Origin of the sequence: Hyphomicrobium sp. (genome assembly GCF_036262015.1) — a bacterium.
Lineage (GTDB): Bacteria > Pseudomonadota > Alphaproteobacteria > Rhizobiales > Hyphomicrobiaceae > Hyphomicrobium_C.
On sequence record NZ_DATAJR010000008.1, the window covers coordinates 314,850 to 334,228 of the forward strand.

A 19,379-nucleotide genomic window follows, 5' to 3' on the forward strand; every position below is an offset into this window, starting at 1 on the left:
TGGGGACCGTACTCCACGCCTCCTTCCGGGGGCTTCAGGAAAAATTCGGGCGCCGGCCTTATTTGGGTCCGGGCGGTCTGCCGCAAAGAAAGAGGAATTTCGGAGAATGGCAAAAGTTATCGGTATCGACCTCGGCACAACCAACTCGTGCGTCGCAGTGATGGAGGGGGGCAAGCCCCGGGTGCTTGAGAATGCCGAGGGTCTGAACACCACGCCGTCCATCGTTGCGTTCACGGACGATGGCGAGCGCCTCATCGGCCTTCCCGCAAAACGCCAGGCCGTCACCAATCCCACCAATACGCTTTTCGCCATCAAGCGCCTCATCGGACGGCGCTATGACGATCCGATGGTCGAGAAGGATAAGAAGCTCGTCCCCTATAATATCGTGAAGGGCCCGACGGGTGATGCGTGGGTTGAGGCCAACGGCAAGGAATATTCGCCGCAGCAGATCTCGGCCTTCATTCTGCAGAAGATGAAGGAGACCGCTGAGGCCAAGCTCGGTGAGCCCGTCACGCAGGCCGTGATCACGGTTCCGGCTTACTTCAACGACGCTCAGCGTCAGGCGACCAAGGATGCCGGCAAGATCGCAGGGCTCGAGGTGCTTCGCATCATCAACGAGCCGACGGCGGCTGCGCTCGCTTACGGTCTCGACAAGAAGAAGGAAGCCAAGACGATCGCCGTCTACGACCTCGGCGGCGGCACCTTCGATATTTCGATCCTCGAGATCGGCGACGGCGTGTTCGAGGTGAAGAGCACGAACGGCGACACGTTCCTCGGCGGCGAGGACTTCGACATGAAGCTCGTCGGCTATCTGGCCGACGAATTCAAGAAGGAGCAGGGCATCGATCTCAGGAACGACAAGCTCGCCCTTCAGCGTCTCAAGGAAGCTGCCGAAAAGGCCAAGATCGAGCTTTCGTCGGCAACGCAGACGGAGATCAATCTGCCGTTCATCACGGCTGACCAGTCGGGTCCGAAGCATCTCACGATGAAGCTCACGCGCGCCAAGCTCGAGAGCCTCGTGGACGATCTCATCATGAGGACGCGCGGTCCGTGCGAGCAGGCGCTCAAGGATGCCGGTCTCAAGGCGGCTGAAGTCGACGAGGTCGTTCTCGTCGGCGGTATGACGCGCATGCCGAAGGTTCAGCAGGTCGTCAAAGAACTGTTCGGGAAAGAGCCCCACAAGGGCGTCAACCCGGATGAGGTCGTGGCTGTCGGTGCGGCGATCCAGGGCGGCGTCCTCAAGGGCGAAGTCAAGGACGTGCTGCTGCTCGACGTGACGCCGCTTTCGCTCGGCATCGAGACGCTGGGCGGCGTGTTCACGCGTCTCATCGATCGCAACACGACCATCCCGACCAAGAAGAGCCAGGTGTTCTCGACGGCCGAGGACGGTCAGAACGCGGTCACGATTCGCGTCAGCCAAGGCGAGCGCGAGATGGCGGCCGACAACAAGCTGCTCGGTCAGTTTGATCTCGTCGGCATTCCGCCGGCTCCGCGTGGCGTGCCGCAGATCGAGGTCACGTTCGACATCGACGCCAACGGCATCGTGCACGTGTCGGCCAAGGATAAGGCGACGACCAAGGAGCAGTCGATCCGCATCCAGGCCTCGGGTGGTCTCTCCGACAACGAGATCGAGCGCATGGTCAAGGACGCGGAGGCTCACGCCGCCGAGGACAAGAAGAAGCGCGAGCTTGTCGAGACCAAAAACCAGGCTGAAGCTCTGATCCATTCGACGGAGAAGGAGCTCAGCGAAAACGGCTCCAACCCGGCGGTGGCCGCCATCAAGGCCGACGTCGAGAAGGCGGTCGAGGCTGCCAAGGAGGCAATCGCTTCCGAGGACGTCGAGCGAATCAAGTCCGCGACGACGGCCCTCGCTCAGACCGCGATGAAGATCGGCGAAGCGGTCTATGCCGCCAAGGGCGGTGACGCCGGCAGCGCAAGCGAGGCTTCTTCGGAGAAGTCCGGCTCGGACGACAACGTCGTCGATGCCGACTTCGAAGAGGTCAAGGACGACAAGAAGAAGGCGGGCTAGTTCCTGCCGTTCCGTACCCCTCTCCCCGTGTCGGGCGCGAAACTGCGCTGGCTCGGGGAGAGCTTTTTGGTGGGATCGGAAGCGGGCTACATCGGGGGACTGTCTTTTGAGCGCTCCGCTGGCGGAGTTTCCCCGATAGTGCTTGCTTCCCGTCTCGGCCCGCCGGATAGAATGCCTCCCCATGGCCAAACGCGACTATTACGACATCCTAGGGGTTTCGCGCACGGCGAGTGAGCAGGAACTCAAGTCGGCATTCCGCAAACTCGCCAAAGAATGTCACCCTGACAGCAACCCTGGCGACAAGGGTGCCGAGCAGCGTTTCAAGGATCTCAACGAGGCCTATGAGGCGCTGAAAGATCCGCAAAAGCGTGCGGCTTACGACAGATTCGGTCATGCCGCGTTCGATCACGGTATGGGGCGCGGGCATCCGGGCGGCGGATTTGGGCCCGACTTTGCGTCGTCGATGTCAGACATCTTCGATGATCTGTTCGGCGAGTTCATGGGCGGTCGCCGGGGTGCACAGCGTGGCCGCAGCTCTCGCGAGCGCGGCGCAGATCTCCGCTACAACATGGAGATTACGCTCGAAGAGGCGTATCTCGGGAAGGCGGCGGAAGTCCGTGTTCCGACCAGCGTCGCGTGTGACACTTGCTCGGGCACAGGTGCCAAAGCCGGCACCAAGCCGACGCCGTGTCCGACGTGCGCCGGTATGGGCAAGGTCCGAGCCAGCCAGGGCTTTTTCACGATCGAGCGGACATGTCCGACGTGTTCGGGCCGCGGCGAGGTGATCGAAGATCCTTGTGCGAGCTGCTCCGGTGCCGGTCGCGTCACCAAGGAGCGGACGCTTCAGGTCAATATCCCGGCCGGTGTCGAGGACGGCACGAAGGTGCGGCTCGTGGGCGACGGAGAAGCCGGTCTGCGGGGTGGGCCGCCGGGCGATCTCTACATTTTCCTTTCGATCAAGCCGCATTCGTTCTTCCAGCGCGACGGCGCGGATCTCTTCTGCAAAGTGCCGATCGCCATGACCTCGGCCACGCTCGGCGGACAGATCGAAGTTCCGACGCTCGAGGGCACGGCGACGCGGGTCAAGATTCCGGAGGGGACCGAGAGCGGAAAGCAGTTCCGTCTCAAAGGCAAGGGTATGCCCGTGCTGCGGTCCAAGGTGGTCGGCGACATGTACATTCAGGTGGATGTCGAGACGCCCAAGAATTTGACCCGGCGCCAGCGTGAGCTACTCGAGGAGTTCGAGCGCGAAAGCCACAAAGGCACCAGCCCGGAAAGCGCGGGATTTTTTGCGCGGGTGAAGGACTTTTTCGAAGGCAAGGGTGGCTGAGCTGAACTGCGCCCTTCAATTCATGCCTGCGGAGGGCCCATGAGCCTGTCGTCGACCAAACTTCTTTTCTTTTCCGGCAGTGCGCGCGCCGCCTCGCACAACAAACGCCTCGCGGAGCTCGGCGCGGAGATCGCGTCGGCCAACGGGCTGGCGGCGACGTTTGCCGATCTCGGCGACTATCCCATGCCGCTCTACGACGCCGACCTGCAGGCGCTTGAGGGCATTCCGGAAAATGCGAAGAAGTTCGAAGCGCTGATGAAGGTCCATACCGGCATCTTTATCGCCTGCCCCGAATACAATGCTTCGATCACGCCGCTTCTTAAGAACACGCTCGACTGGGTGAGCCGGGTGCGGACGGAAGGCGAGGAGCCGCTTGCCGTCTACAAAACGCGTGTGTTTGCGCTAGGATCGGCGTCGCCGGGTGGCATGGGCGGCTTGCGTGGCGTCAATACGGTCCGCACCGTTCTCGAGCTGGGCCTGGGCGCTCTCGTTCTGCCGGATCAGTTCGCGGTTCCGAAGGCCGCTGAGGCGTTTGAGGACAATGGCCACCTCAAGAACAAAGACAGCCAAGAGAATTTCAAGAAGCTTATTCAGAAGCTGGCTCGCGCCGCTCACGTCCTACACGGCTGACCCATGACCCGCGCCTCTGCTCAAGATCATCTGATTGTCGCCCTCGATATGCCGACGGTCGAGGAAGCTCGCCGTCTCGTTGCCAAGCTCGGCGACACGGTCTCGTTCTACAAAGTCGGTCTCGAACTTCTGTTCGCGGGCGGCCTCGATCTCGCCCGCGATTTGAGGCGCCAGGGAAAGCGCGTCTTCCTCGACATGAAGCTTCTCGACATCGGGAACACGGTCGAACGTGCGGTTGCCAACGCCACCGAACTCGACGTGACGTTTCTGACGGTCCATGGCCACGACACCAAAACACTCAAGGCTGCCGTATCCGGCCGAGGTGACGGCAAGGTCAAGCTGCTTGCGGTGACCGTCTTGACCAATCTTTCCGCCGACGATCTTCGCGAGCAGGGCTCAACATTTTCACCTGCGGACTTGGTTCTGAGACGCGCAGAGCTGGCCTACGCCGCAGGTTTCGACGGCGTGATTGCATCCGGCCAGGAGGCGCAGCGCATTCGTGCAGCGACAGGACCCGGCTTTCTGATCGTCACACCCGGCATTCGATTGCCCGGAAGCACGACCGACGACCAGGAGCGCGTCATGACGCCGGATCACGCGATTGCGGCGGGTGCGAACCACATCGTGGTCGGACGTCCCATTACGCAAGCCGATGATCCGAAGGCGGCCGCAGAGAAGTTCATCGCGCACATTCACGACACGATCTCTGGCACCCCCTCGGGCAAGCATTGATCGAAACAAGCAGACAGCCGGGAAGGGAACACCAAATGGCCAAGGGTTATGTCATCGCGCACGCCACAGTGACGGATCCCGAGAAGTGGGCGCAGTACGTCGCGAAGTCGAAGATCGCGCTCGACAAGTTCGAAGGACGGCCGATCGTGCGCGGCGGAAAATGCCAGATCATGGAAGGCAACGGAACGCAGCGCAACGTCGTGCTCGAATTTCCGAGCTACGAGCACGCGCTGGGATATGCAACGAGCCCGGAGTACGCCGAGGCGAAGGCGCTGCGCGCTGGGGCAGGAACCATCGACATTACGGTCGTCGAAGGCGTCTGATTTCTTCCATAGTCCCGCCTCGTGAGAGCCGGATTTAGCCCCTACACTTTCTTTCACCACACGGAATCAGGTGAAGAGGTGAGGTCAGCCATGTCCAACCTGCTCTACATGATCGAGGACCATTTCGCAGCCGTAGCCGAAGAGCGGCAGGGCTCGATCTCCGGCTCTCTGAGCCGGGGACTTGGAGCGCTGTTCGCGGTCGCGGGCGATATTCTCCATGTGGGCGCTTCCCGCCGCTTTTAAGACTTGGCCGCGTCTCGCGGCCTTTCGCCGTTCGGCCCTCTACCCAAATCACTTGACGCCACTAATTCTTTACTCTATTAGTCATGAATAATGTGACGGACTGAGTTTGTAATGCACAATCTGGCGTATGCCCTCGAAGATCATTTTGCTGCCGTGGCCGACGAGCGGCAGGGCTCGTTCGTAGGGGCAGTCAGCCGTTGTCTCGGCTCCGTCTGCGCGCTCGCGGGCGATATTTTTCGTGTTGGCGCGTCTCGCCGACTCTAGCGTGTTCGGCACTGTGCCCCCCACTTTCCCCCCATTCTGACGCGCCATCGCCGCTCGGGCATTCCGGGGCGGCGCTTTCGCATTTATTGTTCATTACTCCGTGCGATTGGAGTACGCCGGGTCAGGACGGCCCGCTACATTCACGCCTGACCAATTTCCAAAGATCGTCTTCTCATGGCTCACATTCCAAACGCGGCCGGCCGCCCATCATGGCGCGCATCGGTTCTCACGCTCTTTCCCGAAATGTTTCCAGGGCCGCTTGGTTTTTCCCTCGTCGGGCAGGCGCTCCAGGCGGAGCTGTGGTCGCTGGCCCTGCATCAGATCCGCGACTTCGGGATCGGACGCCATCGGGCGGTGGACGATACGCCTGCTGGTGGAGGTGCCGGCATGGTGATGCGAGCGGATGTGCTGGCTGCTGCGATCGATGAAGCGCGGTCTCAAAACCCGGATTTGCCTCTTCTCTACATGTCACCGCGCGGAGCGCCTTTCACGCAGGACAAGGCGCGCGCTTTGTCCCAAGGACCAGGTGTCATGCTGCTCGCCGGACGCTTCGAGGGGATCGACGAGCGGGTGATCGAAGCGCGCGGTATCACCGAGGTCTCGATCGGGGACTATGTTCTCTCCGGCGGCGAGCTCGCGGCCATGACTCTGCTCGACGCTTGTGTTCGTCTGATCCCCGGCGTGCTCGGTGCGGAAGAGAGTCTCGCTCACGAAAGCTTCGAGGGCGGGCTGCTCGAGTATCCGCAGTACACAAAGCCGCGGGAGTGGGAGGGGCGATCCACGCCGGATGTGCTGATGTCGGGTGATCACAAGAAAATCGCCGAGTGGCGGCGTGGGCAATCGGAGCGCATCACACGGGAACGGCGACCGGACCTGCTGAGATCAAAGTCGGACGGTTGATCGCTGTCTTCGGTCTCGGCCTCCCGTTTAGCCTCGAGCAATGATCTGTTTGCGGCCTTTGCCGAATGATCGAAAATTGGTCGATCCTAAATCTCTGATTAACGGTTAGGCCCCTAAGTTCACCCCAATGAATCTTCATTTCGGGGCAGGCAATGGCGGGGCAAGGCACGCTTAAGGCGCGTTTGGCATACAATCAAATATCCGAAAGAACCTCCGAGCTTCTCCGTCAGCACAAGGACTTCATTGTCGGCGAGTTGCCTGCTGTTCTCGACGCCTTTTACGATCATCTCGAACGCTTCGCTGAGACCCGCGCCTTCTTTGGGTCGCGTGACCACATGAATGCGGCAAAGGCTGCGCAGCTGCGGCACTGGTCGACGATCATGGATGGCCGTTTCGACGAGACCTATGAGACGTCCATCCGCAGGATTGGTGAAACGCATTATCGTATTGGTCTCGACCCGTCCTGGTACATCGGTGGCTACAACGCTCTGATTTCGGGACTTCATACGGTTATTGCCGAGAAATTCGCATCGCCGGCCAAAGGTCGATTTGGGCGTGGCCCGGCGAGTAGCGACGACATGCGGACTGAGCTGCAGATTGCAATCGGCCGGGTTGCTCTCCTCGACATGGACTACGCCATCAGCGTCTATATCGATGCTGGACAGCGTGACCTCACCACGCTGGCGTCATCGGTCATGGACATGGCGGGAACGGTCGTCGACACGACGCACCTGCTCGAAGGTGCCGCGGATCAGCTCACGACGACAGCGACGGCTTCAACCGATCGGACAACGATGGTTGCCGCCGCGGCGGAGCAGGCGTCGGTCAATGTGCGGGCGGTTGCGGCTGCGGCAGATCAGCTTTCTGCGTCCGTGCAAGAGATCGGCCGGCAGGTTTCAACCTCCACCGATATGGCCGGCAAGGCCGTTCGGACCGTCGCTGAAACGTCGACCAAGGTTCGGCATCTGTCGGAAGCTGCAAAGCAGATCGGCACGATCGTCGAACTCATCAGCAGCATCGCGCGCCAGACAAACCTGCTTGCGCTCAATGCGACCATAGAGGCTGCGCGGGCCGGGGAGGCCGGCAAGGGTTTTGCCGTGGTGGCGCAAGAAGTGAAGTCGCTGGCTTCGCAGACCGGAAAGGCCACGGCTGAAATCGGCGCGCAGATCGGTGCCATTCAGTCGGCAACCTCGGAGGCGGTCCTGTCGATCAATGCCATTTCCGAGGTGATTTCGGAGATGAGCACCGTCACCACCACGATCGCTTCGGCCGTCGAGGAGCAGGGTACGGCGACGGCTGGCATCGCTCGCAACGTGCAGGAAGCCGCGCAGGGGACCGTGGAGGTTGCGTCCAACACGACCGGTTTGACGGACGCTGCGGCTTCGACGAAATCTGCCGCCAGTCAGGTGGCGGTGTCGGCCAAGGACATTGCTGGCAAGGCGGAGCGTCTTCGTGAGGTGGCGGCCGGTTTTGCGAACAAGGCCAACGCGGCCTAAGTCCGACGCGCCTCGTAGGCCCCCGCGACTTGGCGTCGACCGTTCTGCGCTTGCGCAATTGCATCCAATCGATTTAACGAGGAGATGCAACTAGATCGCGTATAGCTTTCGCGTTGCTCCGAGGTTCTCCAGGAGATGAACGCGACCATGGCTGCCGAATCCGTCGACCTGAGCCAAACAGTAGCTCTTCTCACTGCCAGCGTCGTCGCCGTGCCGCTTTTCCGCAAGCTCGGGCTGGGCTCGGTGCTGGGGTACCTCACGGTCGGTCTGATCGTCGGCCCGTTCGGCTTCGGTCTCGTAACTGACCCCGTAGCAATCCTGCATGTGGCGGAGCTCGGGGTCGTGATGTTCCTGTTCATCATCGGGCTCGAGATGCGGCCCGCGAAGTTGTGGGCGTTGCGGCGCGACATCTTCGGGCTGGGCCTCGTGCAGGTTCTGACTTGCGGTGCGCTGCTCTCAGCAGTCGGCGTCTACCTCGGCGGGCTCTCGGTTCCGGTGGCGGTGGTTGGGGCGATGGGCTTCGTTCTCTCCTCGACGGCTGTCATCATGAAGATGCTCGATGAGCGCGGTGAGACGGCTACTCCCGCTGGGCAGCGCGCAGTCTCGATCCTGCTGCTCGAGGATTTGTTCATCGTGCCGTTGCTGGCGCTCGTTGCTTTGCTTGCGGCCTTCGGCGGTGGGCACGTCGAAGCGTCGGGCCAGGCGATTTGGGTCAATGTCGGAATTGCACTCGCGGCAATTGCGGCCGTCGTTGCCGCTGGCCGGTGGCTGCTCAATCCGCTGTTTGGGTTGGTCGCCACGCTAGGCGGGCGCGAGATCATGCTGGCGGCTTCGCTGATGGTCGTGCTCGGCGCGGCGCTCTTCATGCAGTGGGGTGGTCTCTCCATGGCGATGGGCGCTTTCCTGGCCGGCGTGCTGCTCTCGGAGTCGACATTCCGCAACCAGCTCGAAGCGGACATCGATCCGTTCAAGGGTCTGCTGCTCGGCCTTTTCTTCCTCAGCGTCGGCATGTCGCTCGATCTGGCGCTGGTGGCCCGCGAATGGGTAGTTATCGTTGTTGGTGTGCTCGCTTTCATGGCGACCAAGGCGGCCGGCATCTTCGTCATTGCGCTCTTGTTCGGGGCGAGCCGGCGCGAGGCGCTCTTGCGTGCGGCGCTGTTTGCGCAGGGCGGCGAATTCGCCTTCGTCCTCTATGCGGCTGCCCTCAGTGCCGGCGTGTTTGATGCCCGTTCGGCGGCTGTCATGAGCGCCATCGTGATCTTGTCGATGGCGCTGACGCCGCTCGTCGTGCTGCTGTTCGATCGCTATCTCCCCTCGGAAAAAGTCTCCCTGGATGGCGTCGATGTGCCGGATGGTCTGAAGAACCGCGTGCTCATCATCGGGTTCGGCCGGTTTGGGCAGCTTGTCAGTCAGCCGCTGCTGGCGCGCGACGTCGATGTGTCGTTGATCGAGATCGATGTCGACATGATCCGCGCCGCCGGCAATTTCGGGTTCAAGGTCTACTATGGCGACGGCACGCGGCTGGACGTGCTGCGCGCGTCCGGAGCCGAAACCGCCGAGGCGATCCTCGTCTGCGTCAACAATCCGGAAGCGGCCGACAAGATCGTGCAGCTCGTGAAGTCAGAGTTTCCGGTGGCGAAGCTCTATGTTCGCTCGTTCGATCGCGGCCACACGCTGAGGCTCATCGAGGCGCGCGTCGACTACCAGATCCGCGAAACGTTCGAATCCGCGCTGGCGTTCGGCAGGGCGGTGCTGGTGGGGCTCGGCTTTTCTCCAGCGGAAGCAGACGATACGGCACGCGATGTGCGCAAGCGCGACGAGGAGCGCTTGGCTCTGCAGCTCGTTGGCGGGTTCACGGCAGGGCGTCAGCTCCTGCGCGGCAACATGACGACGCCCGAGCCGACGCCGTTCACGCCGCCCAGAACCAAAGCTAAGCCGCTTAGCCCTTCGACCGCTGAAGTGATGGATGAACAAACCAAGCGCAAAGAAGAGACGCGCTAACTAGGTTCGCCTGTATCCCGCAAGGAATACGCGCACTGCGGACCCAACGACCTTTCTGATTTCTTCTTCGGTGGCCGGTTCCTTGGTTACGCCGTAGAGGCGCGGACGGAACACGGTCGCTTGCGCAAGCTCGAGAAATTGCGCGGCGGCCAGGAAGCTGTCGTCGAGGCTCAGCTCCCCTCTTGCTGCGTGGTGCTCGAGGAATCCGGCGAGCGCGTTGGCCAGCCGGATGGCCCCTGCCTCAAAGAACTCGCTGCCGACTTCGGGCATGCGTTCAGCCACGCCGATGACAATGCGGCTGGCGGCGACGACGTAGGGCTGCGAGACCCGGCTCAGCATTTGCGAGCCGAACGCGAAGAGCGATTGTTCCAAAGGTGCCGAGGTATCCAGGACTGCAATCAGCTCGGCGATGTTGCGGTCGCGCCGCTCGGCGCAGATGGCGGCGAAGAGGTGCTCTTTGTCCTGGAAGTAGACGTAGAGGGTGGCCTTCGAGACCCGGGCCTCTCGTGCCACGTCGCTCATGCTCGCGGCGTCGAACCCGAGGGTCGAGAAGACCCGCCCGCCCCCCTCCAAGATCTGCTGGCGCTTCTGAGGGTCGGTCCCGGCTGGCGGACGGCCGCCGCGACGCGTTTCCGGCTGGGCTACGGACACATCCCCTTTTGCGAGCGTGTTCATCTTCATTACATTTCGCCTGGATCGAACCGAACGGTTCAGTTTGCACTTGATATTGGCATATCCAGGGTCTATGTCAAGGCGAACTAAACCGTACGGTTTTGTTTGGTTGTTTCTCAGGACGATCGCCATGTCTGGTCCCGACGCCATCCGCAAAGACTATCCCAAGCTGCATCGCTTGCGCGATGCCGAGGTGCCGTCCTCGGTCGCGACACTGGTTGCGCACGGACCTGCGGAGAGCCCGGAAGGCCGAGTTCCGCAGCCGGCTGGGCCAGAGGGACGTTCCGCCGAGGCGCCGAACGTGAAGTCTGCGGCCCAGGGCGCTCCTCCTGCACCCAAGTCGAGGAAGAAGCTTCTGCTCGGCGCGCTGGGTGCCGTCCTGCTCTCCGCGGGACTTTGGTACGGGTACCATTACATCACCGTTGGCCGCTTCATCGTTTCGACCGACGACGCGTACGTCGGCGCCGACATGGCGATCATGTCGCCTAAGGTGGCCGCGAACGTCGCCGAAGTGCCGATCGTCGAGAACCAGGCGGTCAAGGAAGGCGACGTTCTCGTCAGGCTCGACAGCGGCGACTATCAACTCGCTCTCGACCAAGCCAATTCAAAGCTCGCGACGCAGCGCGCGGCCATCCGGACCTTCGGTGCGCAGATCCGCGCGGCGGAAGCGACGGAAACGCAGATGCGCGCGCAGCTCGAGGCAACAAAGGCCAACGTCGCCAAGACCGAAGCCGACTACGAACGCACGAAGCCGCTTGCCGATCGGGATTTCACGTCGAAGGCGACGCTCGATGCCGCCATCGCCGCGCGTGACACCGCTCGCGCGCAGGCCAAGGCCGGCGAGGCCGCAATTCAGACGGCGGGTGCCAACATTGCGCTTCTCAAGTCGCAGCGCGAACAGGCCGAGCAGGTGGCCAAGGAGCTGGAAGTCAGCGTTGCCAAGGCTGAGCGCGATCTCTCGTTCACGGTGATCCGCGCGCCGTTCGATGGTGTGGTGGGTAACCGCGGCGTCCAGGTGGGCGACTACGTCACGCCCGGCAAGCGCCTCCTCGCGATCGTTCCCCTCGACAAGGTCTACGTCGATGCGAACGTGAAGGAGACGCAGCTTCCCGGCATCAAAGCCGGTGATACAGCGGAGCTCAGCGTCGACGCGTTGGACGGCCCGCCGCTCAAGGGTGTCGTCGAAAGCATCGCACCGGCTTCGGGTTCGCGATTCTCGTTGCTGCCGCCGGAAAACGCCACCGGTAACTTCACGAAGATCGTCCAACGCGTTCCAGTGCGGATCGCCGTGCCGACTTCTGAAGCGCACGGCCGGTTGCGTCCGGGTTTGTCCGTCGTCGTCGATATCGACACGCGCACGGCGCCAAAGGATCGCGCACAGCAAACCGCGGAGCGTGCTCAGTAACAGCGCGCCGGAGCCGCCAACATGGCCCAGGACATCACATTCGACGGCGTTCAGCCGTCACCGCAGGAGGCCAGGAAGCTCGAGTGGATTGGCGTCACCCCGCGTCAGCTCGCGGGCTTCCTGGCCATGGTGTTCGGCATGTTCATGGCGATCCTGGATATCCAGATCGTCTCGGCGTCTCTGTCTGAAATCCAGGCCGGTCTCTCGGCCAGCGCCGATGAAATTCCCTGGGTTCAGACGTCCTACCTGATCGCCGAAGTGGTGATGATCCCACTCTCGGGTCTGCTTGCGCGCGCGCTGTCTACGCGTGTTCTTTTCACATCGGCCGCGATTGGCTTCACGGCTGCCAGTGCGCTTTGCGCGACTGCGACGACCATCGACCAAATGATCCTCTATCGCGCGATACAGGGTTTTATCGGCGGCGGTATGATCCCGAGCGTGTTCGCTGTCGCGTTCTCGCTCTTTCCGGCATCCAAGCGCAACATCGTCTCGCCGATGATCGGCCTTGTGGCCACACTGGCGCCCACGATTGGGCCGACGGTTGGCGGCTATCTCAGCAACACGTTCTCGTGGCACTGGCTGTTCCTGGTGAACGTTGGGCCGGGTATCATTGTTGCGATCGCGGTGTTCCTGCTCGTCGATTTCGACGAGCCGGACCACAGCCTCTTCCGCCGCTTCGATTTCATCGGCTTCGGCGCGATGGCGCTCTTCCTCGGATCGATGGAGTATGTGCTGGAAGAAGGCCCGCGCTACGACTGGTTCGACGATTCAACCATTTTCACGTTCGCAATTCTTTGCGTCCTCGGCGGGCTCATCTTCTTCTGGCGCGCCTTCACCGCTGTGCAGCCGATCGTGGAGCTGCGCGCCTTCAGAGATCGCAACTTCGCTTTCGGTTCGACCTTCAGCTTCATCATGGGTATCGGCCTCTACGGCCTGACCTATCTCTATCCCGTGTATCTCTCACAGGTGCGCGGCTACGACGCGCTGATGATCGGCGAGACGATGTTCGTGACCGGCGTGGCGATGTTCCTTGCCGCGCCGCTCGCAGGCCGGCTCTCGCAGATGCTCGATCCGCGCGTTATGATGATGATCGGATTTCTCGGGTTTGCGCTCGGCACCTACATCGCGTCCGGCATTACGGTCGATTGGGATTTCAACGAGCTCCTCTTGCCGCAGATCTTGCGCGGCGTGTCCCTCATGCTGTGCATGGTGCCGATCAACAATTTGTCGCTGGGTACGCTTCCGCCGGAACAGCTCAAGAATGCGTCCGGACTCTACAATCTGATGCGTAATCTTGGCGGTGCAGTCGGCCTCGCCGTCATCAATACGGTGCTGAACAACCGTCTCGATCTGCATCTCCAACGCCTGCATGAAAGCGTACGGTGGGGACGGGATGTGGCCGAGGATACGCTGTTGGGTCTCTCGCAGCAGCTTTCCGCTCAAATTCCCGACGGCGACCTCGCTGCGATGAAACAGCTTGCCCTTCTGGTCCGGCGTCAGGCGGCCGTGCTTTCGTTTGCGGATGTGTTCATCGTCTTGACCGCCCTGTTTGCCGGTATGGCCCTTCTGGCGATGTTCATGAAAAAGCCTACGGACGGCGTGCCCGCAGCGGGTCATTAATCACCCGCCTCATCTGCCATTTGACGGCTGCCTGCCCAAGCTCCACCATGTCTTCCTGATCTGTTGAGGGATGCAACGCACGGCGGGGTCGTGGGGTGCTGCCTCTCGCGCGGAGAAGGCGCTGTTCCCCAGGGAACAGCGAGATGACGACGGCTGCGATTATCTCTGGTACTGGAGATCTATTCATGCAGACGCTCGCTACGCAGGATGCGCCACGCGTCCGCGACAGCCTTGGGCTCAAGAGCTCCGCGCACGATCCAGGGCGCGCTGTCGAGATCCTTTCGATCGCCACAGCCAACCCACCGATCAAACTTCGCCAGGAAGATGCCCTTCAGGGCGCTCGTTCGGTGTTTCCGCAGTTCGCGCGGTTGGAAGCTTTGTTTGCGAACACCGGTATCGACTATCGGTACAACTGCATGCCGGTCGATTGGTATCAGACCCCGCACACCTGGGAGGAGCGGACGGAGGTTTTCCAAAAGCACGCCCTCGATCTTCTGGAACGGATCGCGGTAAACGCAACCGAAGGCGCAGATCTCAAGCTCAGCGATATCGATGCGATCGTGACCAATACGATCACCGGTCTTGCCATCCCCAGTCTCGATGCACTGCTTATGAACCGGCTCGACTTCGCAAGTCACGCGGAGCGGATGCCGATCTTCGGGCTCGGCTGCGGCGGTGGAGTAGCGGGGCTCGCACGGGCGGCGCGCATGGCACAGGGGCGGCCCGGCGCGAATGTGCTGTTCATGACGGTCGATCTTTGCAGTCTTTGCGCGCGTCCGAATGATCCCAGCATGGCGATGTTCGTGTCGGCGGCCCTGTTTGGTGATGGAGCGGCGGGTGTCGTGCTTAGAACGGCGGAACCCGGCGCAGCCGCCGGCGATGAAGCCAATGCGAAGGCGCGTATTCTGACCTTCGGCGAGCATTTGTGGCCGAAGACGCGGCATATCATGGGGTGGGATATCAAGGGCGACGGGTTTGGCGTCGTGCTCAGTCCCGAGCTTCCGGCACTCATGCGCGACAACCTCGGGCCGGCGCTGCGGGCGTTTCTCGATCGCAACGGCATGATGCTGGAGGACTTCAAGGGGTTCTTGATCCATCCGGGCGGGCGCAAAGTGCTGGAGACTGCCGAGGAGGTGCTCGGTATTGGGCGCGCGCAGATCATTCATTCCTGGGACGTGTTGCGCGACTTCGGCAATATGTCGTCAGCGACGGCGCTGTTCGTGCTCGAGCGGGCGATCCAGTCTGGTGTGAAGGGGCGGCATCTGCTGGCCGCTTTCGGACCGGGGTTCTCAGCCTACTTTGCTGCGCTCGATCTCTAGCGTGTGTGCGCGCTCGGCGAGATCGCAGTAGCCGCTCATGCGTGTCGCACCCGCGATCCTGGTCACGAGCTGAGGAGCAAAGCCCGCGAGTGCGATTGCGGCGCGGCGCATGATCGGATTCGCGATCACGCGGTCGAGTGTGCCGACGATGCGGAACTGTCCGCGATATCCGGCAATGAGCCGTCGTTGAAACGTGTCTGCGTTTTCGCCCGACAGGACAGCTCGTGCGGCCGCGATGCCGGAGGCCAGGGCGAGTGACGTGCCGTCGCCTGCGAATGAAGGAATTACAGCCAACTGGTCGCCGATGGGATAAATCCTGGCTGAAATCGGCTCGGTTCGCAGAAAGCCGTAAGGAAGTCCCGAGACCGCGACAGGCTTTTCCCAGAGCGGCTTTGCCTCGTGGACGATGGATGCGAACGGAGGCGATGCGCGCGCGATGTAATCGCGCTGATGGTTCCAAGTCCGTCCTATGGCGGTGAGGCTGGCATTTTCGATGTTCCAGGCGATCGAAAGGGTGTCGTTCTCGACGAGACAGGCTCCGACGTATCCGCCTGGGAATGCCATCAAGCGCACAAGCGCTTCGAGTGCATCTTTCGTGGTTCGGGTCGGTTCAAGATGCATTTTTAGGCCGACCATCGAACCGGGTGCGCGCGAGATACCGCGGATGTTGTGCTTGCCGCTGGCGAGGGCCGCGACCCGCGCACCGTAGGTTCCGTGTGGTGTCCGAACGAGGACGTTGCCACCGCTCTCGTCAATCCCTTCGACGGTCGTTCCGCGCAGTACTGTCACGCCCGCGCTTGTTGCAGCCGCGAGCAGCATCTCATCGAGGCGGAAGCGCGACAGGCCGATGGCGTCAAAGGGAAGGGGCGCGCGAGCTTCGGAGGCGCGGTCGGCAAGGCTCAGGGTTTTGATGACGTTGCCGCCGAGTGCCAGCGGATCAATGCCGAGATGGCGGAGGAGGGTCCGCGCTTCTCCGCTCAGGAAGTCACCACAGACTTTGTGATGAGGTCCGGCCGTGCGTTCGATGAGCGTGATCTTGGCGCCCGCGCGGGCGAGCTCGATGGCGAACGCCGTGCCTGCCAGCCCTCCCCCGGCGGCGATGGCGTCCATGCCTCAGGCCTCCGGCGGCGCGGCGAGCCGCCGTGCGGCGAGCGCTTCGTCTTCGAGCCGGATCTTGTAGGCGAGGACGGCCGACCAGACGGCGGTCATGATAAGGCCGAGTGCCCAGGCTCCGAACACGGCAGGAAGTAGAAGCGTCTCGGCGATGGTCACCGCGTAGTTCGGGTGGTGGATAAATTTGTAGGGCCCCTGCCGGACGATCGGCGCACCAGGCAGCGTGATGATGCGGTGAGTCCAGTAGCGCCCAAGCGTTCCGATCACCCAATAACGCACGCCCTGAAGCGCGAGGTAGAGCACTGCCAGAGTGACCGAAATGGTGGCGGTGGCCGGTATGAGGAAGAACAGGCTCGCGATCCAGGCCAGGTGGGTCGTGGCAACGACGGGATAGAAGCTGGCGCCGGCCTCTGTCGCTCCCTCAGCGAGCAGCGCACGCGTATTCCGGGCCGAGTAAAGCTCCTCGGCGCCTCTTTGCAGCAGCACGAGTAACGCGGCCAGCTGCGGCAGGCCGATGGCGTCGGACAACATGGGAAGGCCCCGTCTCCCGGCGAATCCGTATGCAGCTTATCCGAGGGCGCGGGCGGAGGCGGGGACGACGCGGAGACGTGGTAACTTTCGCAGTGGGCCCGTGGCAGGTATACGACAACGAGGCGCGGGCGCAGTGGCAACCCTAACCCCTCGACAGGTGGCTCTATTTCGGCTATAGCCCGCCGCAACAATTCCCCCATCGAGGGTTGCTCCACAAGGAGTCGCACGAGCCGTGCTCGCCGGGCAAGACCCGCGGCGCAGCTCCTCTGCCGTTGATGTATAAGCAAAAAGGAATGAAAATGAACATCATTCAAGAGATCGAGCGCGAGCAGATGGATGCCGTGCTCCGCACCCGTTCGATGCCGGAATTCTCTCCCGGTGACACCGTCAAAGTGATGGTTAAGGTCATCGAAGGCGAAGGCAAGGGCCAGTCGGTCCGCCTGCAGGCTTATGAAGGTGTCGTGATTGCCCGCTCCGGTGGCGGCATCAACGAGAGCTTCACGGTTCGCAAGATTTCCTACGGCGAGGGCGTGGAACGCGTGTTCCCGGTCTACTCGCCGTACATCGCCGAGATCGAGGTTCTACGCCGCGGCAAGGTCCGCCGCGCCAAGCTTTACTATCTCCGTGGCCGCCGTGGCCGCGCCGCCCGCATCTTCGAGCGCACGGACGCACGTGCGCGCCGCCTGAACGCCGCCTGGAAGGGCTTCAAGAAGCCGAAGGGTGAGGCCGAGGATCTGACGCAGATCAAGGGCATCACGGCGGATCTTGGCGCCCGCCTGAAGACGCTCAACTGCTACCGGTTCGAGCAGATCGCGAACTTCTCGGACGAGGACATCGCGAACGTCGACGAGGCGCTCAAGCTCAACGGCCAGATCGAGCGCGACAACTGGGTCGGTGAGGCCCAGAAGCTCGTGGCCGAGGCAGCAGCTGCCGAGGTTCCCGCCGAAGAGGCGAAGTAATTTTCGGTTCGGGCTCGCCCGAACCTGATGCAACATGAACGGCGGCATGCCTTTGTTGGCTGCCGCCGTTTTTATGCCAGGAGTGACGCATCCCAGTGGCGGGCGCGTTGCACAACGGACGAATTGCACTACATTCCGATGGTCCGCACGCCGACTTTGGCGGGCTCGACACTGCAAGGTGACTGCAACTATGTCCAACGTCGAAGTCAGCCGGGCCTCCGTGCGCGAAACGAGTGCCATCAAGCTCCACGGTCCCGAAGCTTTTGCGTCGATGCGCAAGGCGGGACAGCTCGCGGCTGCTGCGCTCGACATGATTTCGCCGTTCGTCGAGCCGGGTGTTACGACGGAAGAGCTGGATGATCGCGTGCTCGAGTTTGCGCTCGACCATGGGGCGATCCCGGCGCCGCTCAACTATCGCGGCTTTACAAAATCCATCTGCACGTCCGTGAACCACGTCGTGTGCCACGGCATTCCAGGTCCCAAGCCACTGCGCGAGGGCGACATCGTCAACATCGACGTGACGCTGATCGTCGACGGGTGGCACGGCGACACGAGCCGGATGTTCGCTGTTGGCGCCATCAGCCGCCGGGCCGAGCGTCTCATCGAAGTGACGTACGAAGCCCTCCACCGCGGCATCGCGCAGGTCAAACCCGGCAATACGATCGGACACATCGGCGCTGCGATCCAGACCTATGCCGAGAATGAGCGCTGCAGTGTCGTCAAGGATTTCTGCGGCCACGGCCTCGGGCAGCTGTTTCATGACCGCCCAAACATTCTTCACTACGGCGAGGCCGGCGAAGGTGCGGTCATGCAGCCCGGAATGCTGTTCACGATCGAGCCGATGATCAACCTCGGCAAGCCCCATGTGAAAGTGCTGTCGGATGGATGGACCGCCGTCACGCGCGATCGCGAGCTTTCGGCGCAGTTCGAGCACACCGTCGGCGTGACAGAGACGGGCGTCGAGGTGTTCACGCACTCGCCTGCTGGCCTCGAGTGGCCGTCCCGCAAAAGCTGATTGGATGGGCTGAATGCAGGACCCTGGCGCGCGAGACCCAAATGACAGTGGTCCGGTCGCGTCGCCGGACGATGCCGGTGCTCAGCATTCCTTCCTCGAGGCACCTCAACCGCTCTACTCCGGGCACCGGCAGCGGCTCCGCGACCGATTTCGACAGGCTGGCGCCGAGGCTCTCCCGGACTATGAGCTCCTCGAGCTTGTGCTGTTTCGCGCCATTCCCCGCCGTGACACCAAGGATCTCGCCAAGCGCCTTCTGGCCCGCTTCGGGTCGTTTGCCCAGGTGCTCAATGCGCCCGACGCACGTCTCAAGGAGATCAGCGGTGTGGGAGATTCCGTCGTTACCGAGATCCGGCTGATCCGGGCCGCGGCCCTGCGATTGATGAAAGGTGAGATTGCATCGAGCCCGCTGCTTTCGTCCTGGAACCAGGTTCTGGACTACCTGCGCGCCGTTCAGGGATTCGAACATCGCGAGCAGTTTCGTATCCTGTTCCTGGACAAGAAAAACCATCTCATCGCCGACGAGGTGCAGGGTCAGGGAACTGTCGACCACACGCCGGTCTATGTGCGCGAGGTCGTGAAGCGGGCTCTGGAGCTTTCCTCAACTGCCATCATTCTGGTCCACAATCATCCCTCAGGCGATCCGACGCCATCGCGCGCGGACATCGATATGACGCGGCTCATTGTCGAAGCGGGGCGACCGCTCGGTGTGCGGGTCCACGATCATGTCATCGTGGGCCGCAACGGATGCGCGAGCTTCCGCGCTCTCCGCTTGATCTGAAGGCTCATTCCAGGAGGAC

The 19,379-nt window shown here is 62.2% G+C and carries 18 protein-coding genes; 15 read left to right on the plus strand and 3 right to left on the minus strand.

Going from position 1 to position 19,379, the window contains the following annotated elements; translation table 11 throughout:
- Positions 1-106: 106 nt before the first annotated feature.
- From dnaK to VHO05_RS10240, 9 genes are all read left to right on the plus strand, one after another.
- Positions 107-2,029 (plus strand): molecular chaperone DnaK, encoded by a 1,923-nt coding sequence (gene dnaK / locus VHO05_RS10200; protein ID WP_329646471.1) that lies wholly within the window; start codon positions 107-109, stop codon positions 2,027-2,029.
- A gap of 181 nt (positions 2,030-2,210) precedes the next feature.
- Positions 2,211-3,359 carry a molecular chaperone DnaJ gene (dnaJ, locus tag VHO05_RS10205; RefSeq protein WP_329646472.1) on the plus strand — a complete coding sequence of 383 codons (1,149 nt, stop codon included), beginning with the start codon at positions 2,211-2,213 and terminating at the stop codon, positions 3,357-3,359.
- Positions 3,360-3,398: 39 nt separating this feature from the next.
- On the plus strand, positions 3,399-3,989 hold the full coding sequence (locus VHO05_RS10210) for an NAD(P)H-dependent oxidoreductase (protein ID WP_329646473.1): 591 nt from the start codon (positions 3,399-3,401) through the stop codon (positions 3,987-3,989).
- Between the two features lie 3 nt (positions 3,990-3,992).
- Positions 3,993-4,721, plus strand: coding sequence for an orotidine-5'-phosphate decarboxylase (pyrF, locus tag VHO05_RS10215; RefSeq protein ID WP_329646474.1), 729 nt, complete (start codon positions 3,993-3,995; stop codon positions 4,719-4,721).
- A gap of 35 nt (positions 4,722-4,756) precedes the next feature.
- Positions 4,757-5,044 carry a DUF1330 domain-containing protein gene (locus VHO05_RS10220; RefSeq protein ID WP_329646475.1) on the plus strand — a complete coding sequence of 96 codons (288 nt, stop codon included), beginning with the start codon at positions 4,757-4,759 and terminating at the stop codon, positions 5,042-5,044.
- A 90-nt stretch (positions 5,045-5,134) separates the two neighbouring features.
- Entirely contained in the window at positions 5,135-5,287 is a 153-nt protein-coding gene (locus tag VHO05_RS10225; protein WP_329646476.1) for a hypothetical protein, read from the plus strand.
- A 438-nt stretch (positions 5,288-5,725) separates the two neighbouring features.
- Positions 5,726-6,451: a tRNA (guanosine(37)-N1)-methyltransferase TrmD gene (trmD, locus tag VHO05_RS10230; RefSeq protein ID WP_329646477.1), complete on the plus strand. Its 726-nt coding sequence runs from the start codon at positions 5,726-5,728 to the stop codon at positions 6,449-6,451.
- 152 nt (positions 6,452-6,603) lie between these two features.
- Positions 6,604-7,947 (plus strand): globin-coupled sensor protein, encoded by a 1,344-nt coding sequence (locus tag VHO05_RS10235; protein WP_329646478.1) that lies wholly within the window; start codon positions 6,604-6,606, stop codon positions 7,945-7,947.
- Between the two features lie 147 nt (positions 7,948-8,094).
- Positions 8,095-9,948: a monovalent cation:proton antiporter-2 (CPA2) family protein gene (locus tag VHO05_RS10240; protein WP_329646479.1), complete on the plus strand. Its 1,854-nt coding sequence runs from the start codon at positions 8,095-8,097 to the stop codon at positions 9,946-9,948.
- On the opposite strand, the gene VHO05_RS10245 is transcribed toward VHO05_RS10240, so the two are convergent.
- Positions 9,949-10,629, minus strand: coding sequence for a TetR/AcrR family transcriptional regulator (locus tag VHO05_RS10245; RefSeq protein ID WP_329646480.1), 681 nt, complete (start codon positions 10,627-10,629; stop codon positions 9,949-9,951).
- A 121-nt stretch (positions 10,630-10,750) separates the two neighbouring features.
- Here VHO05_RS10245 and VHO05_RS10250 point away from each other — a divergent pair, with 121 nt between their 5' ends.
- From VHO05_RS10250 to VHO05_RS10260, 3 genes are all read left to right on the plus strand, one after another.
- A complete protein-coding gene (locus VHO05_RS10250) occupies positions 10,751-12,025 on the plus strand; it encodes an HlyD family secretion protein (RefSeq protein WP_329646481.1) in 1,275 nt (424 codons plus the stop codon).
- 21 nt (positions 12,026-12,046) lie between these two features.
- Positions 12,047-13,645 carry a DHA2 family efflux MFS transporter permease subunit gene (locus VHO05_RS10255; RefSeq protein WP_329646482.1) on the plus strand — a complete coding sequence of 533 codons (1,599 nt, stop codon included), beginning with the start codon at positions 12,047-12,049 and terminating at the stop codon, positions 13,643-13,645.
- 185 nt (positions 13,646-13,830) lie between these two features.
- On the plus strand, positions 13,831-14,964 hold the full coding sequence (locus VHO05_RS10260) for a type III polyketide synthase (protein WP_329646483.1): 1,134 nt from the start codon (positions 13,831-13,833) through the stop codon (positions 14,962-14,964).
- On the opposite strand, the gene VHO05_RS10265 is transcribed toward VHO05_RS10260, so the two are convergent.
- Together VHO05_RS10265 and VHO05_RS10270 are read right to left on the minus strand one after the other, a co-directional pair.
- On the minus strand, positions 14,935-16,074 hold the full coding sequence (locus VHO05_RS10265) for an NAD(P)/FAD-dependent oxidoreductase (protein ID WP_329646484.1): 1,140 nt from the start codon (positions 16,072-16,074) through the stop codon (positions 14,935-14,937). The genes VHO05_RS10260 and VHO05_RS10265 overlap by 30 nt on opposite strands.
- Before the next feature lie 3 nt (positions 16,075-16,077).
- Positions 16,078-16,608, minus strand: a complete 531-nt coding sequence (locus VHO05_RS10270; RefSeq protein ID WP_329646485.1) for an isoprenylcysteine carboxylmethyltransferase family protein — start codon at positions 16,606-16,608, stop codon at positions 16,078-16,080.
- A gap of 299 nt (positions 16,609-16,907) precedes the next feature.
- Here VHO05_RS10270 and rplS point away from each other — a divergent pair, with 299 nt between their 5' ends.
- The 3 genes from rplS to radC all read left to right on the plus strand — a co-directional run bounded on the left by rplS (position 16,908) and on the right by radC (position 19,360).
- The gene (gene rplS / locus VHO05_RS10275) at positions 16,908-17,567 is read left to right on the plus strand and encodes a 50S ribosomal protein L19 (protein WP_329646486.1); all 660 of its coding nucleotides are present in this window, start codon (positions 16,908-16,910) and stop codon (positions 17,565-17,567) included.
- Between the two features lie 190 nt (positions 17,568-17,757).
- Complete coding sequence (map, locus tag VHO05_RS10280) at positions 17,758-18,582, plus strand: type I methionyl aminopeptidase (protein ID WP_329646487.1); 825 nt, start codon at positions 17,758-17,760, stop codon at positions 18,580-18,582.
- A gap of 13 nt (positions 18,583-18,595) precedes the next feature.
- Positions 18,596-19,360, plus strand: a complete 765-nt coding sequence (gene radC, locus VHO05_RS10285) for a RadC family protein (RefSeq protein WP_329646488.1) — start codon at positions 18,596-18,598, stop codon at positions 19,358-19,360.
- The last annotated feature ends 19 nt before the right edge of the window (positions 19,361-19,379 follow it).

Bases quoted from the DNA above. Each gene is read 5' to 3' on its own strand.
- pyrF (WP_329646474.1), top strand. From the start codon at position 3,993: ATGACCCGCGCCTCTGCTCAAGATCATCTGATTGTCGCCCTCGATATG.
- VHO05_RS10270 (WP_329646485.1), bottom strand. From the start codon at position 16,608: ATGTTGTCCGACGCCATCGGCCTGCCGCAGCTGGCCGCGTTACTCGTG.
- VHO05_RS10225 (WP_329646476.1), top strand. From the start codon at position 5,135: ATGTCCAACCTGCTCTACATGATCGAGGACCATTTCGCAGCCGTAGCC.
- dnaK (WP_329646471.1), top strand. From the start codon at position 107: ATGGCAAAAGTTATCGGTATCGACCTCGGCACAACCAACTCGTGCGTC.
- VHO05_RS10220 (WP_329646475.1), top strand. From the start codon at position 4,757: ATGGCCAAGGGTTATGTCATCGCGCACGCCACAGTGACGGATCCCGAG.
- radC (WP_329646488.1), top strand. From the start codon at position 18,596: ATGCAGGACCCTGGCGCGCGAGACCCAAATGACAGTGGTCCGGTCGCG.
- VHO05_RS10250 (WP_329646481.1), top strand. From the start codon at position 10,751: ATGTCTGGTCCCGACGCCATCCGCAAAGACTATCCCAAGCTGCATCGC.
- VHO05_RS10245 (WP_329646480.1), bottom strand. From the start codon at position 10,629: ATGAAGATGAACACGCTCGCAAAAGGGGATGTGTCCGTAGCCCAGCCG.
- VHO05_RS10235 (WP_329646478.1), top strand. From the start codon at position 6,604: ATGGCGGGGCAAGGCACGCTTAAGGCGCGTTTGGCATACAATCAAATA.
- VHO05_RS10210 (WP_329646473.1), top strand. From the start codon at position 3,399: ATGAGCCTGTCGTCGACCAAACTTCTTTTCTTTTCCGGCAGTGCGCGC.
- map (WP_329646487.1), top strand. From the start codon at position 17,758: ATGTCCAACGTCGAAGTCAGCCGGGCCTCCGTGCGCGAAACGAGTGCC.
- dnaJ (WP_329646472.1), top strand. From the start codon at position 2,211: ATGGCCAAACGCGACTATTACGACATCCTAGGGGTTTCGCGCACGGCG.
- rplS (WP_329646486.1), top strand. From the start codon at position 16,908: ATGAACATCATTCAAGAGATCGAGCGCGAGCAGATGGATGCCGTGCTC.
- VHO05_RS10260 (WP_329646483.1), top strand. From the start codon at position 13,831: ATGCAGACGCTCGCTACGCAGGATGCGCCACGCGTCCGCGACAGCCTT.
- VHO05_RS10255 (WP_329646482.1), top strand. From the start codon at position 12,047: ATGGCCCAGGACATCACATTCGACGGCGTTCAGCCGTCACCGCAGGAG.
- trmD (WP_329646477.1), top strand. From the start codon at position 5,726: ATGGCTCACATTCCAAACGCGGCCGGCCGCCCATCATGGCGCGCATCG.
- VHO05_RS10240 (WP_329646479.1), top strand. From the start codon at position 8,095: ATGGCTGCCGAATCCGTCGACCTGAGCCAAACAGTAGCTCTTCTCACT.
- VHO05_RS10265 (WP_329646484.1), bottom strand. From the start codon at position 16,074: ATGGACGCCATCGCCGCCGGGGGAGGGCTGGCAGGCACGGCGTTCGCC.